This window comes from Streptomyces sp. NPDC056486 (assembly GCF_042795295.1).
Taxonomy (GTDB): domain Bacteria; phylum Actinomycetota; class Actinomycetes; order Streptomycetales; family Streptomycetaceae; genus Streptomyces.
Map to the genome: position 1 here is coordinate 49,309 of NZ_JBHTSF010000006.1, position 13,567 is coordinate 62,875.

General features: G+C 72.3%; 14 protein-coding genes. 9 read left to right on the forward strand and 5 right to left on the reverse strand.

Annotated features, from left to right (window positions below; all coding sequences use genetic code 11):
• Positions 1 to 19: 19 nt before the first annotated feature.
• Complete coding sequence (locus tag ACFQ7F_RS04990; protein WP_383266196.1) at positions 20 to 577, forward strand: YbaK/EbsC family protein; 558 nt, start codon at positions 20 to 22, stop codon at positions 575 to 577.
• Positions 578 to 600: 23 nt separating this feature from the next.
• Here the strand turns inward: ACFQ7F_RS04990 and ACFQ7F_RS04995 are convergent, their stop codons facing one another.
• From ACFQ7F_RS04995 to ACFQ7F_RS05005, 3 genes are all read right to left on the reverse strand, one after another.
• On the reverse strand, positions 601 to 1,818 hold the full coding sequence (locus ACFQ7F_RS04995; RefSeq protein ID WP_383266199.1) for a CaiB/BaiF CoA transferase family protein: 1,218 nt from the start codon (positions 1,816 to 1,818) through the stop codon (positions 601 to 603).
• A 78-nt stretch (positions 1,819 to 1,896) separates the two neighbouring features.
• Positions 1,897 to 3,435 carry a sensor histidine kinase gene (locus tag ACFQ7F_RS05000; protein WP_383266201.1) on the reverse strand — a complete coding sequence of 513 codons (1,539 nt, stop codon included), beginning with the start codon at positions 3,433 to 3,435 and terminating at the stop codon, positions 1,897 to 1,899.
• A gap of 118 nt (positions 3,436 to 3,553) precedes the next feature.
• Positions 3,554 to 4,210 (reverse strand): response regulator, encoded by a 657-nt coding sequence (locus ACFQ7F_RS05005; protein ID WP_383266204.1) that lies wholly within the window; start codon positions 4,208 to 4,210, stop codon positions 3,554 to 3,556.
• 209 nt (positions 4,211 to 4,419) lie between these two features.
• Between ACFQ7F_RS05005 and ACFQ7F_RS05010 the strand changes: the two genes are divergently transcribed.
• Genes ACFQ7F_RS05010 through ACFQ7F_RS05030 form a run of 5 tightly spaced genes read left to right on the forward strand, consistent with a single transcriptional unit; the run spans position 4,420 to position 8,356 of the window.
• Complete coding sequence (locus ACFQ7F_RS05010; RefSeq protein WP_383266207.1) at positions 4,420 to 5,337, forward strand: ABC transporter ATP-binding protein; 918 nt, start codon at positions 4,420 to 4,422, stop codon at positions 5,335 to 5,337.
• A complete protein-coding gene (locus ACFQ7F_RS05015; RefSeq protein WP_383266210.1) occupies positions 5,334 to 6,113 on the forward strand; it encodes an ABC transporter permease in 780 nt (259 codons plus the stop codon). Before ACFQ7F_RS05010 ends, ACFQ7F_RS05015 begins: the two co-directional genes overlap by 4 nt.
• A 50-nt stretch (positions 6,114 to 6,163) precedes the next feature.
• Positions 6,164 to 6,949 (forward strand): GNAT family N-acetyltransferase, encoded by a 786-nt coding sequence (locus ACFQ7F_RS05020; protein WP_383266212.1) that lies wholly within the window; start codon positions 6,164 to 6,166, stop codon positions 6,947 to 6,949.
• The gene (locus ACFQ7F_RS05025; protein WP_383266215.1) at positions 6,946 to 7,746 is read left to right on the forward strand and encodes a lysophospholipid acyltransferase family protein; all 801 of its coding nucleotides are present in this window, start codon (positions 6,946 to 6,948) and stop codon (positions 7,744 to 7,746) included. The genes ACFQ7F_RS05020 and ACFQ7F_RS05025 overlap by 4 nt, the downstream gene beginning before the upstream one ends.
• Complete coding sequence (locus ACFQ7F_RS05030) at positions 7,739 to 8,356, forward strand: DedA family protein (protein WP_383266217.1); 618 nt, start codon at positions 7,739 to 7,741, stop codon at positions 8,354 to 8,356. The genes ACFQ7F_RS05025 and ACFQ7F_RS05030 overlap by 8 nt, the downstream gene beginning before the upstream one ends.
• On the opposite strand, the gene ACFQ7F_RS05035 is transcribed toward ACFQ7F_RS05030, so the two are convergent.
• On the reverse strand, positions 8,343 to 9,314 hold the full coding sequence (locus tag ACFQ7F_RS05035) for an erythromycin esterase family protein (RefSeq protein ID WP_383266220.1): 972 nt from the start codon (positions 9,312 to 9,314) through the stop codon (positions 8,343 to 8,345). The genes ACFQ7F_RS05030 and ACFQ7F_RS05035 overlap by 14 nt on opposite strands.
• A 142-nt stretch (positions 9,315 to 9,456) precedes the next feature.
• Here ACFQ7F_RS05035 and ACFQ7F_RS05040 point away from each other — a divergent pair, with 142 nt between their 5' ends.
• The 3 genes from ACFQ7F_RS05040 (at position 9,457) to ACFQ7F_RS05050 (ending at position 12,105) form a co-directional block, all read left to right on the forward strand.
• Entirely contained in the window at positions 9,457 to 10,290 is an 834-nt protein-coding gene (locus ACFQ7F_RS05040; protein ID WP_383266223.1) for a DJ-1/PfpI family protein, read from the forward strand.
• A 286-nt stretch (positions 10,291 to 10,576) separates the two neighbouring features.
• Positions 10,577 to 11,341: a hypothetical protein gene (locus tag ACFQ7F_RS05045; RefSeq protein ID WP_383266226.1), complete on the forward strand. Its 765-nt coding sequence runs from the start codon at positions 10,577 to 10,579 to the stop codon at positions 11,339 to 11,341.
• A gap of 170 nt (positions 11,342 to 11,511) precedes the next feature.
• Complete coding sequence (locus ACFQ7F_RS05050) at positions 11,512 to 12,105, forward strand: sigma-70 family RNA polymerase sigma factor (RefSeq protein ID WP_383266229.1); 594 nt, start codon at positions 11,512 to 11,514, stop codon at positions 12,103 to 12,105.
• A 49-nt stretch (positions 12,106 to 12,154) separates the two neighbouring features.
• Here the strand turns inward: ACFQ7F_RS05050 and ACFQ7F_RS05055 are convergent, their stop codons facing one another.
• Positions 12,155 to 13,390: a 3-deoxy-7-phosphoheptulonate synthase gene (locus ACFQ7F_RS05055; RefSeq protein ID WP_383266231.1), complete on the reverse strand. Its 1,236-nt coding sequence runs from the start codon at positions 13,388 to 13,390 to the stop codon at positions 12,155 to 12,157.
• Positions 13,391 to 13,567: the final 177 nt, after the last annotated feature.

Here is a 13,567-nt window from a genome sequence, read left to right on the forward strand (position 1 = left end):
GGTTTGTTAGCGTGCGGCCATGCGTGCACCCATGGGAGATTTCGACGACGTCCGTCCCGCGCCCGAGGCGCTCGACCTCCTCGTGGCGCCCGTCGCCGACGCCGTGCGCGGCTGGAGCGGGACCGTCCCCGCCGAGCAGATGCTCCACGTCGACACCGACCCGCAGTGGGCCGACACCGCCACCTTCGTGGAGCACTACGGTCAGGACATCCTGGAGCAGTCCGCGAACTGCGTCGTCGTCGCGGGCAAGCGCGGCGGTGAGACCTCGCTCGCCGCGTGCCTGGTCCTCTCCACGACCCGCGTCGACGTGAACGGCGTCGTGCGCCGCCAACTCGGCGCCCGCAAGGCCTCGTTCGCCCCGATGGACACGGCGACCGGCGAAACCGGCATGGAGTACGGCGGCATCACCCCGATCGGCCTTCCCGCCGACTGGCCGCTGCTCGTGGACGCCGCCGTCGTCGACCTGCCGTACGTCCTGATCGGCAGCGGAAGGCGCCGGGGCAAGCTCATCGTGCCGGGCAAGGCGTTCGCCGAGCTGCCGAACGCCGTGGTGCTCGAAGGGCTCGGCGTCGCCTGACGCGGGCGGGGCTCAGGCCCCGCTCACCCGCAAACCCCTTCCTCGCGCAGCCGGGCGATGGCGTCATGGTCGCGCCCCAGCTCCTTGAGGATCCGCTCGGTGTGCTCGCCCGCGGCCGGTACGGGATCCATGCGCGGGTCCACGCCGCTCAGATTCGCGGGCGGCAGCAGCGCCTGCACGGGGGACGAGCTGCCCGGGATCGCGACCTCCCGCCAGCGCTCGCGCTCGGTGAGCGCGGGGTGGTCGAGGAACTCGGCGACCGAATTGACGCCCGCGTTGGCGATGTTGGCGCGGTCGAGCAGCTCCATCGCCTCTTCGCTGCCGAGACCGGCGAAGCGCATGGAGATGATCGCGTCGAGCTCGTCGCGGTGCGCGACACGGTCGGAGCCGGTGGCGAACCGCGGATCGTCGGTCAGCTCGGTCCTGCCGATGACCTGCTCGCACAGGGCGGCCCACTCGCGTTCGTTCTGTACGGACAGCAGGACGTCCTTGCCGTCGGACGCGGTGAACGGGCCGTAGGGCGCGACCGTGGCGTGCCGGGCGCCTACGCGCGGCGGCTGCGTGCCGCCGTAGCGCGTGTAGTACGCGGGCTGGCTCATCCACTCGGCGAGCGCGTCGAAGAGGGAGACGTCGACGGCCGGTGCGCGCCCTGTGGTCGCCCGGGTGAAGAGTGCGGTGAGGATGCCGGTGTAGGCGTACATCCCGCCCGCGATGTCCGCGACCGAGATGCCCGCCCGCACCGCCTCGTCGGGGGTGCCGGTCAGCGAGAGCAGCCCGGTCTGGCACTGCACAAGGAGGTCGTACGCCTTCCGGTCCGCCCAGGAGCCGCTGATGCCGTACCCGGTGAGAGTGCAGGGGATCAACGAGGGGTAGCGGGCCCGGAGTTCGTCCGGGCCGAGGCCGAGGCGGTCGGCGGCGCCGGGAGCCAGGTTCTGTACGAACACATCGGCGCCCGCGAGGAGTTCGTGCAGGATCTCCCTGCCCTCGTCGGACTTGAGATCCAGGGTGAGGGACTCCTTGGAGCGGTTGAGCCAGACGAAGTAGCTGGCCTGGCCGTGCACCGTGGTGTCGTAGCGGCGGGCGAAGTCACCGCCGCCGGGGCGCTCGACCTTGATGACGCGGGCACCGAGGTCGGCCAGCTGACGGGTGGCGAAGGGAGCGGCGACGGCCTGCTCAAGACTGACGACGGTGATGCCCGCCAGGGGGAGCTGACCTGCCGGTTCGTGGTGCGTCGTCGCCATGACTGCCTCTCGTTCGCGGGGCCTGCCCGCGCCTGCGTGGGTCCTGCCTGAGTCTGTACGGTCACACAGGATGCCCCGTCATTCGTCGTGGCCCACGACCGACTTGGACGTGAGCCGTCCACCGGCGAAGCAGAGGCGGTAGCCGTCGGCCGACATGAAGCGCGTGCTGTAGTACGTGCATTCCTGGCCGCGCGGTGTCGCGGGCGCGCCGTCCGGCGGGCCGTCCCTGGTGAAGTTCGGCAGCCGGGACTCCACTTCGTCGCGCGGCTCCCCGGCCGCCAGACCGTCGTACACGTCCCGGTCAAGGACCGAGAAGACGGAGCTGATCAGGCTGAGGGGGACCATGAGCAGCAGGATTCCGGCGAGGACCGCGAGCGGGGCCAGGACCGCCTGGGCAAGCCGCCGTCTGATCTGCCGCCTGGTCAGCTCCAGTTCGCGGGCGGAGGCGGTCGGCCGTGGTGTGTCGACGGCGCGTGGCGCCGCTCCCGCCGCGGGCAGCTCGGCGGTCACCGCGAAGCCGCCGTCGTCCATCGGGCCCGCGCGCAGCGTGCCGCCCGCAAGGCGCACCCGTTCGTCGAGCCCGATGAGGCCGCTGCCGCCCGAAGCGACACCGGGCAGACGCCCCGCCGGTGCCGGATCGTTCACCACCGTCAGGCGCAGCGTGTCGGCCTCTCGCGCGAGGCGGATCCGGACCGCCGCGCCGGGGGCGTGCTTGGCGGCGTTCGTCAGGGACTCCTGGAGTACGCGGTGGACGGCGAGGGCGACCATCGGTGGCAGGGTCTCCGTGCGGCCCGACCGTTCAAGCGTGACCTCGACCCCGGAGGCCCTCGCGCGCTCGACCAGGGCGTCCGCGCCCTCCTGCGACGGCGCGCGCGGCGGTGCTTCCTCGTCGGCGCGCAGGACGCCGATGATCTCGCGGAGCCGTTCGGTCGCCGCGCCCGCCGCCTCGCGGAGCTCGCCCACGGCCGCCTGCTGGCGGGCGTCGAGGGTGGGATCGACCTCCAGGGCGCCCGCCTGAACCGCGATGAGCGTCAGATCGTGGCCGAGCGAATCGTGCATGTCGCCCGCGATCCTGGCCCGTTCGCGGATGCGGGTGCGGTCGGCGACGGCCTGCTGCTCGCGCTCCATGCGCTCGGCGAGCCGCCATCCGGTGGCCATCAGGTCGGCGTACTGGCGGCGGTAGCGGCCGAGCAGCCAGGGCAGCACCACGCCGATCAGCAGCGTCAGGAGCATCGAGGGCCAGCCCCACAGATCGCTCGACACGACCGCGCACAGCACGAGCCCGGCAGCGGCCGCCGCCCCGAAGAACCACAGTGCGGGACGCACCGCGACGCTGCGGCTGCCCGCGAGATATCCGAAGAGGGCGAGCGCCGCCCAGTACACGGGCGTCAGCATCTCCGCGTCCGTCAGCAGACTCAGCGCGACCGGCACGGCGAGCGCCACGAGCGGCCACCGCCTGCTGAACGCCACGGCGCCCCCGAGCAGCGGAACGCCCACGGCCGCCACGACCGCGTCACGTCCGTCGAGACCGATGGCGGCCGAGACCGGCGGCGCGCACACCACGAGCCACAGCCCGATGTCGAAGAGCCGGGGAAGCCAGCCGTGTGTGCCGCGCATCGGCCAAGCATCGCCGATCACCCCGGCCTGCGCCCCCGACGAAAGTAAGGGGTCGCGAAGTAAGAGGTCGCGGAGGGGGAGTCGCGAAGGAGAGGGGGCGCCCCGGAGGAGTGAGCGCTCACTCCTCGCCGACGAGTCCCGCCTCGTACGCGAGGATCGCGGCCTGCACCCGGTTCTTGAAGCCGAGACGGGCGAGGACCTGGCTGACGTACGCCTTCACCGTGCCCTCGACGACGTGCAGCCGCTGGGCGATCTCCGCGTTCGACAGACCGGCGCCGACCAGCGCGAGCACCTCGCGCTCGCGTGCCGTCAGCTCTTCGATACGGGTGCGGGCGGTGGCCTGCTTGCCGAGCCGCCCCGCGCCGAGGTGGGAGATGACCCGGCGCGCGATCGAGGGGGAGAGATACGCGCCGCCCTCGGCGACGGCCTGCACCCCGGCGATCAGCTCGCGCGGATTGCCGGACTTGAGGAGGAAACCGGCCGCGCCCGAGCCGAGCGCGCTCGCGATGTACTCGTCCTCGGAGAACGTGGTGAGCATCGCCACGGCCGTGCCGGGCGCGACCCGGCTCAGTTCGGCCGCCGCCTGGAGGCCGTCGAGCCGGGGCATCCGGATGTCGAGGAGAGCGACGTCCGGCCGGTGCCCGAGGACGAGGTCGACCGCCTCGCGCCCGTCGGCCGCCTCGGCGACGACCTCGATGCCATCGGCGGTGCCGAGGATCGCCCGCACCCCGGCCCGGATCATCGCCTCGTCGTCGGCAAGCAGCACTCGGATCATGCGAGCACGCTACCCGGCCGCCGCGGACCTTACGAAAGTGCAGGGCGGGTGCTGACCAACGTCCCCTGTACCGGGCTCCGTCGCTTCATAGCGTTCCTGTCGTCGCCGCCTGCGCCACCAAGACGCAGCCGCCGAAGGCGCGGACACCGAGAGGGACTTCGCGGATACCGAGAGGGACTTCGCGGATACCGAGAGGGGCTTGGGGAACGATGCTCACACTGCGGAACCTGACCAAGAGATACGGCGAGAAGACCGCCGTCGACGCGCTGTCCCTGGAAGTGGCCCCGGGGAAGGTCACCGGATTCCTCGGGCCGAACGGCGCGGGCAAGTCCACCACGATGCGCATGATCCTGGGACTCGACCACCCCACATCGGGCACCGCTCTCATCAAAGGCAAGCGGTACGCCGACCACGCGCATCCCCTGAGGGAGGTCGGCGCGCTCCTGGACGCCAAGGCCGTGCACCCCCGGCGCAGCGCGTACCAGCATCTCCTGGCCATGGCGCGCAGCCACGGCATCCCCGCGCGCCGTGTCGACGAGGTGCTCGACACCACGGGGCTCGGCGACGTGGCGGGCAAGCAGGCGGGCTCCTTCTCGCTGGGCATGGGGCAGCGCCTGGGCATCGCGGGGGCGCTGCTCGGCGACCCGGAAGTGCTGATGCTCGACGAACCGGTCAACGGGCTCGACCCGGACGGCGTGCTCTGGATCCGCCGCTTCCTGCGCTCGCTCGCCGAGCAGGGCAGGACGGTGTTCGTCTCCAGCCATCTGATGAGCGAGATGGAGGTCACCGCCGACCGGCTGATCGTGATCGGCAAGGGGCGGCTCATCGCCGACGCGCCGATGCGGGACATCCTCGCGCGCAGCTCCCGCAACGCGGTCCGCGTGCGGGGACCCGAGGCGGACGGCCTGCACGCCCTGGCAGGACGGCTCGCGCCGGAGGCGCACGACGTCCGGCGGGTGTCGGCGCACGAGCTGGTGGTGACCGGCCTGACGCCGGAGCGCGTCGGCGATCTGGCCCACGAAGGACGCGTACGGCTGCATGAACTGCGCGCCGTCGAGGCGTCACTGGAAGAGGCATACATGGAACTGACCGCAGGCAGCGTCGAGTTCGGGGAGGTCCGGCTGTGAGCACCCAGATCTCCGAGCGGCGTCGTACACCGTCGCGGACGGCCGGGGGCGGTCTTCGCGGGGCCGTGGCCGCCGAGTGGACCAAGCTGTTCTCGCTCCGTTCGACCTGGTACTTCCTCCTTACGGCGGCTGCCGTGATGGGAGTGACGGCCGCGTGCGTCGGTGCGGTCACCCATGACGCGGGGGCCTCGGCCGCCGATCCCGCGACGCTCGCCACCGTCTACGGCGTCGAGTTCATTGTCGCGGGGCTCGCCATGCTCTGCGTCACCGGTGAGTACGCCACCGGAAGCATCACCAACACCCTCCAGTGCGTGCCGGACCGCGCACGCCTGCTGATCGCCAAGAGCCTCACCGTCGGGGTCGTGGCATTGGGCGCGGGGATCGTGCTCGCGGTGCTCGGTGTGGTGGTGGGCGCGGCGGCCATGGACGAGTCGACGTACGACTTCGCACACGTGGCGGGCCGGGTGTTTGCCGTCGCCGTTCACCTGATGCTCATGAGTGTCCTGACCATCGGCCTCGCGGCCATCGTGCGCAGTTCAGCCGGGACCATCACCGTGCTGTTCGTGCTGCTGCTCATCGTGCCGACGATCCTCCAATCAATTCCCCTCGACTTCCTCACGAACCTGGCGCAGTTCCTGCCCCAGGCGGCGGGCACGCAGTTCCTCACGGGCGACGCGGATCTCTACGGTCCCGCCACCGGGCTGCTGCTCCTCGCTGCCTGGACGGCCGCCTCCCTGACCCTGGCCAGGGCGATCCTCCGGCGCCGCGACGCCTGAGCCGCCCTCCGGCCACGACCACACCTCCCCGAACGGAGACCGGAACTGTCATGCCCTCGACATCAGCTGCCCGGACCCCCATCGCCCCCACCCCCGCCGCCTCCACCTCCGCGTCCCCCGGCTCGTACGTCACCTCCATCGCCGACTCCGAGGAGCAGATACGGGCCGCGCAGCGGCTGCGGTTCCGCGTCTTCGGCGAGGAGATGGGCGCCACGCTCCACACCTCCCTGCCCGGCCACGACATGGACGCCCACGACGACCTGGCGGACCACCTGATCGTCACCGACACCGCCACCGGCGAGGTCGTCGGCACCTACCGCCTGCTGCCGCCCGGAAGGGCCGAACGCTCCTACTCCGACGCGGAGTTCGACTTGAGCGCACTGGAGGGGCTGCGGTCCTCCACGATCGAGGCGGGCCGCTCCTGCGTGCACCCCGACCACCGTTCCGGTGCCGTGATCAACCTGATGTGGTCGGCGCTCGCCCGCTACGTCCTGCTCTCCGGCCACCGCTATCTGGCGGGCTGCGCCTCGGTGCCGCTCTCCGACGGCGGCAAGGCGGCGTCCAGCGCCTGGCTGCTCGGCACGTCCAAGCACGCGTCGCCGCCCGACCTGCGCGTACACCCCCTGCGCCCCTGGGCACCCACCGTGCCCACGGTGGAACGACCCGCCTACGCCGACCTGCCGCCGCTGCTGAGGGGCTACCTCCGCCTCGGCGCGTGGATGTGCGGGGCGCCCGCACACGACCCCGAGTTCGGTGTCGCCGACTTCTTCGTCCTCCTCGACATGGACCGGCTCGGCGACCGCTACCGCCGCTATTTCCTGGGGGAGACGCAATGAGCCCCGGGGGAGCCACGGCCGCGCTGTGCACCCCGGCCTGCGTCACACGCTCGGCGCCACGCGTGCCGTCGGCCGAACTGGCCCGCCGGTACGCGATGTTGGCGTACGAGATCGGCCTGGGCGTGGCTCAGGGCGACCGCCTCGCCGAGCCCCGCGCGCTGCAGGCGCGGGCCCGGGGGATCCTGGGCGCCCTTGGCGTGCGCCTTGAGGAGGGGCCGCGACGCCTGACGGTGAACGGGTCCCGCCCGACCCGTCCCGGCACCCTGATCGTCGCCAACCACATCTCCTGGCTCGACGTCGTCAGCCTGCTCGCCGTCGAGCCGGTGACGGTCCTCGCCAAGCGGGAGGTGGGCCAGTGGCCGGTCATCGGCACGCTCGCCCGGAGAGCCGGTTCCCAGTTCATCGACCGCGACGGTCTACGCCAACTTCCCTACGTCGTATCAGAGTTGGCGTCGACGCTGCGCTCGGGCCGCTCCGTCATCGTCTTCCCGCAGGCGACGACCTGGTGTTCCGTCCCCGGTGGCCGGTTCCGCCGCGCCACCTTCCAGGCGGCGGCCGACGCGGGCGCGCCCGTGCGTCCTGTGACCATCCGCTACTACCAGCACGGCACCCGCAGCACCACGGCCGCCTTCCTGGGCGACGAGACCTTCGGGGCCTCGCTGCACCGCGTCGCCCGCGCCCGGGAACTGACCGTGCGGGTCACCGCGCACACCCCGCTGCACGGCTCCGACCGGCGGGAGCTTGCCGCACAGGCCCAAGCGGCCGTCGCCGCCCATGAGATGCCCGCTCATGTCTGAGCTGCTCGGCCGCCTCGCCGACGTGCTGCAGGCCGGGTTCGACTCGCCCTGGCTCTGGCTGATCGTCTTCCTCGTGGCCGGCCTTGACGCACTGGTGCCCCTGATGCCGAGCGAGACGACCGTCGTGATGGTGGCGGTGCTCATCGGCCCGGAACTGCCGCGCCTCGCCCTGCTCGCCGCCGTCGCGGCGGTGGGCGCGCTGAGCGGCGACTGTCTCAGTTTCGGCGTGGGGCGGTGGCTCGGGCCACGGGCGGTGACGCGCCTGATGCGGGGCGAGCGCGGCAGGCGCCGCTACGCGTGGGGGCGCGGAATGGTCGAACGGCACGCCGCGGCCCTTGTGGTCGCGGCGCGCTTCCTGCCCGGCGGGCGCGTGGCGGCAGGCCTGTCCACCGGCAGCATGGGCTTCCCCTTCCGCCGCTTCGCCGCCCTGGACGCCGCGGGGGCGGGACTCTGGGCGGTCAGCAGTACGGCTATCGGGGTCATCGGCGGGGCGAGCTTCAGCGACGAGCCGGTGAAGGGGATCGGGCTCGCCTTCGGCCTTGCGCTGTCGGCCGTCGCCGGAGTCGAGGCAGTGCGCAGGCTGCGGGGGCGTCACGTCACCGCCCCCTAGGACCCTTCAAGAACCTGGCCGGCGTCACCTCGCGGACATGCGCCACGGCGTCGAACCATTCCGCGAGGGAACCGCCGGACAGATGATGGGCGGCATCCTCGCGCGCGTCGTAGAAGGGACCGACGACGCGGGTCCTCGCGGGGGCGCCGAGATAGGCGTCGACGGGCGCGGGGTGCTGTGCGCGCAGGTCGAGGAAGTACGCGGGCAGGTCGACCGTGCCGAGCACCGCCTCGGCGAACTCCGCGGGCGGCACCGGGTAGTCCGTGCCGTGGTGGAAGGTCAGGCCGATGGACGCGTAGCCGTTGCCGAAGTGCTCGCGCAGGTGACCGCCCGCGTTGCGGTGGGTCTGGGGCGCGGGGGACGAGACCGTGCGGGGCTCGCCGACGGCCGTGTGGGTGATGCCGCCCCAGTAGACGGTCTTCTGCCGGGTGCGCTCGTGCCACCGGATGGCGTCGTCGGCCAGGGCCCGCTCGATCTCCGCGAGGCCGACACCGGGCGGCGCCGACTGCGTGGGGAGCGCGGCCAGTTGGACGGGGTCGCGCGGGTTGCGTTCGTTGTGGGCGCGCATCCAGCGCAGTACGTCGAGGATCTCCCCGGTGCGCCAGAAGGAACGGGCTTCGGAGAGCATCGCTTCCGGATCGCCTGCCCCGGTCAGGACGTACGCGTCGAGCCCGAGCCGCGCCGGATCGTCCCCTTCGAGGACGAGAGAACGGAACCCCTGCTCCTCGACCAGGAGACGCAGCATCCGGTGCTGGAGCACGGACAGTTCATGCGTCGCGCGGGACCCCACGCCGAGCGCGACGATCTCGGCGCCCGCCACCGCGTCGGACAGGGGGTGCAGATCATCCGACTCGGTATGCGGATCATCGGTATGCGGATCAGAGGTGTTGATGGGGTGAGCGTGCTGGTTCAGCCAGTCGACTGCCGCTTCGGTTGTTGCTCCTGAAGTCCGGTACATGGGTTCAGGCTCGTTCCTGAAGCATGGTTGAGGTCAAGTGTGACGCGCATTACGGGAACTCGGACCCGGCCGCGACCGACTCCTGGGTTGTGCCGCAGGGGGCGGCCAACAGGCGCGACCAGGAGGAGAGTTGAGAGACGAAATGAGCGCAGCTGAACTCAAGAGCGGTGCGGGGCGTCGTCGGCTGCTGCGGGGCGCGGTGGCCGGGACGCTGGGCGCTGTCGGCCTCGCCGCCGCGTCGGACCACCCGGCGCGTGCGGCGGGTGGCGATGTACCCGACGCGCTCGATGTACCCGACGCATCCGACGCACCCGGCCAGGGCGACGAGAAAGCGCTGGACGTCGCCGTTCTCCTGTACGACGGATTCACCGCCCTGGACGCCGTCGGCCCGTACGAAGTGCTGTGCCGCGTACCGGGCGTGCGCGTGACGACGGTCGCCCGCAAGGCGGGCCCGGTCCGCACCGACACCGGCGAACTGGCGGTGGTGGCCGAGCGGGCCATGAGCGATGTCGGCGGAGCCGATGTGCTGCTGGTGCCCGGCGGCGGCAACCGCGGGGTCATCGCGATGATGGAGGACGCCGACGCCCACCGGTGGATCCGCCGCATCCACCGCCGCTCCACGTGGACCACCTCGGTCTGCACGGGCTCCCTCATCCTCGGCTCGGCGGGCCTGCTGCGCGGACTCCCGGCCACCACATACTGGGCGTCGCGCCCCTACTTGGAGAAGGTCGGCGCCGTCTACACCCCCGGCCGCTTCGTCGAGACCGGGAAGATCATTACGGCGGCAGGCGTCTCCGCGGGCATCGACATGGGCCTGCACCTCGCATCCCGCCTCTCCGACGAGAAGGTCGCCCAGGCGATGCAGCTCGCCGTCGAGTACGACCCTGACCCGCCGTACGACACCGGCAGCCCCGAGAAGGCCGACGCCGAGACGCAGGCGCTGGCCCTGAAGCTGCTTGAAGACGCGGCGCGCTAGAGCCTTTCGGCGAGGGACGGACGGGTAGCCGTTCCGTCGGCCGTGGCTGTGGGGGTGTTCGCCACCCCGGACGATGCGTCCCGGTCCGGGGGGACGGTGATCGCGACACCTGGCCCGCTGCTCGTGTACCACCTTCTGTCGTGGGACCGGGTTCTGTGGCTGCTCAGGCATTGAGTCCGCCCCGGGGGTATCAGCGGGCGGTTCATCCACTGAACACATCGGACTCACGCGTCTAGAGCCTCCTCACCTATGCGGGGCGGAGCGCGAATGCAAAGATGACCCCGCCATGACTGCTGGGTGGTGTTCTCGCGCGGTGCGGGCTGCGGTGTTCGCGGCAGCCTGTGTGCTGCTCGCTGCCCTGGGGCACGTCCTGATGTCGGGGACGTCGGTGCCTTCGTGGACGCTGGGTGCCGCAGCCGTCGTGGTCGGCGGCACGGGCTGGGCGCTCGCCGGGCGCGAGCGGGGGCTCCCGCTGGTCGTCTCCGTGGTGGTGGCCGCGCAGGCCGCGCTGCACTCGGGGTTCTCCCTGGCGCAGGCCGCCGCGCAGCCTTCAGGTGGAGAGCCGCTCGTACGGCGGTGGGTGCAGCACATGCTCTGCGCGGCGCCGATGGGTGCCGACGCGATGGGCAGGGGCCAGGGCTCGGCCATGTCCGCGCCGATGCCCACGTCGGGAGCGACATCCGGAGCGGCGGCCATGCCCGCCATGCCCGCCGGCCCCTCGATGGGGGCCGCCATGGATCACATGGATCACATGGGCGGCGGCCACGACATGAGCGGCATGTCGCCGACCGGCATGCTCGCCGCCCACCTTCTCGCCGCTCTCCTCTGCGGCCTCTGGCTCGCGCACGGCGAACGCGCGGCCTTCCGTATCGCGCGCGCCTTCGCCGGGTGGCTCGTCGCCCCGCTGCGGGTACCTCTCGCGCTGCCCGCGCCCGCCCACCGTCCCCGTGTCCGGCCCCATCGCCACCGTTCGGCAGGCCGGCCACGGCAGTTGCTTCTCGCGCACGCCATCACTTCTCGGGGTCCGCCCGCCGGGACCGCTGTCGCCTGACAGCTGGTTCCCCGACGCCGTTCCCGCGCGCCACGCCGCGCGGCCCGGACGGCTCGGGCATCGGCCGTACGCATTCTTGCGCGGCCGTACCCCCCTCACCGGACATGCCGGACGCACGTACGTACCTACGGGCGCGCGTCCGGGTCCGGGATTCCCGAGAAGGACACCAGGTGATCATTCCTGCCCTGCCCGGCTCACCCGACGAGTCGATAACGGCCTGGGCGCTCGCCGCCCGCGCCGGTGACCCCGAAGCGGTCGAGCACTTCGTACGCGCCCTGCACCGGGACGTCCGCCGGTACGTGACGTACCTCGGCGGCGACCCGCAGGCCGCCGACGACCTGACCCAGGACACGTTCCTGCGGGCCCTCGGCAGCCTGCACCGTTTCGAGGGGCGCTCGTCCGCCCGGACCTGGCTGCTCTCCATCGCGCGGCGCACGGTGATCGACAGCCTGCGGTACGCCGCCGCCCGGCCCCGCCTCTGCGACACGGACGACTGGCAGTCCGCAGCCGAGCGGGCCCAGCCGAGGGGCCTGCCGGGCTTCGACGACGGCGTGGTCCTCGCGGACCTCCTCGCGGCGCTGCCCGACGAACGGCGCGAGGCCTTCGTCCTCACCCAACTCCTGGGACTGCCCTACGCGGAAGCGGCACTGCTCACCGGCTGTCCGGTGGGCACCGTCCGTTCACGGGTGGCGCGCGCCCGGCTCTCGCTGATGGAGCGGCTGCGGGACGCGGAGCGCCCGGCGCTGGTGGGCGCCGTGGCCTGAGGGCGCGCGGGTGCGCATACGGCCGCCCGGCCTCGACCCCGGGCGGCCGTCAGTGCGGGGTTTGCACCTCGTTGAGCGCGGGCTTCGCGCGCGCTCGGGGGCGCTCGTACAGCTCGGCCACCCGGGAGGCGAGGTCCCGTGCCTGGCGGTGGTTGAGCCGGGGGTCACAGGCCGTGGTGTAGCGGTGGGGGAGCGCGTCGAGGTGCACGGGTTCGGCGCCGCCGACGCATTCCGTGACGTCCTCGCCGGTGAGTTCCAGGTGGATGCCTCCCGGGTGGGCGCCCAGAGCGCGGTGCACCTCGACGAAGCCCCGGATCTCGTCGAGGATCACGTCGAAGCTGCGGGTCTTGTGGCCGCTGGGGGCGGTGAACGTGTTGCCGTGCATGGGGTCGCTGACCCAGCCCACCAGGGCTCCCTCGGTGCGGGCCTTCTCCACCAGGGCGGGCAGGACGTCCCGAACCCGGTCCGCTCCTGCTCGCACCACGAAGGTGAGGCGGCCGGCCTCCCGGTCGGGGTCGAGGCGTTCGATGTAGCGCAGGACGTCGTCGGTCTGCGTGGTCGGGCCGAGCTTGACGGCGACGGGGTTGCGGACCCGCGACAGGAAGTCGAGATGCGCGCCCTCGGGCTGCCGGGTGCGCTCGCCGACCCAGAGCAGGTGGCCGCTGGTGCCGTACCGCGCCCCGGTCAGGGCGTCGGTACGGGTCAGGGAGTGCTCGTAGTCGATGAGCAGGGCCTCGTGGCTGACGAAGAACTCCTGCGGCCCTTCCGGTGCTCCGTGCGCGTGCGCGCGCAGCAGGCCCAGGGTGGCCGCGGACGCCTCGTACATGCGCTCCATGCGGTGCGGGTCGGGGCGACGTCCGGCCTCGGTGAACTCAAGACCGTTGACCGCGTCCCCCCGGTAGGACGGCAGGGTGACCCCGTCCCGGTGCTCGACGGCGCTCGACCGCGGCTTCGCGAACTGCCCCGCCATCCGGCCGACGCGCACCACCGGCAGCCCGGTGCCCCGGCTCAGCACGCCGGACATGTCCCGCAGCACCTCCAGCTTGCCGTGCACCTCCTTGGCCGTGACCCCGCCGAAGGTCTCCGCGCAGTCGCCGCCCTGGAGCAGCAGCGCCTCGCCGCGCGCCACCGCCGCCAGCCTCTCGCGCAGCCGGTCGCACTCCTCGGCGTGCACCAGGGGCTGCGCCTTCGCGAGCCGTCCGGTCACCGCGCGCAGCTCTTCCGGCTCGGGCCAGTCCGGCTGCTGGGCCGCCCCTGTACCCACCCCCGCGCCGATGCTGTCCATGACGCCGACCATTTCGTACCCCCTCCTCGTTCCGTTTTCCGGGCTCACCCCAATTCACGGCGCAGGGGCGGGTCAAGCGAACCGCAATTGGTCCGCACGACCGGACGGGAAATGGACTGGTTGTCCAGGGGCGGCACTTGGTTCTGTGGCCGCAGCCGAACCGCGAGAAAAGGCACC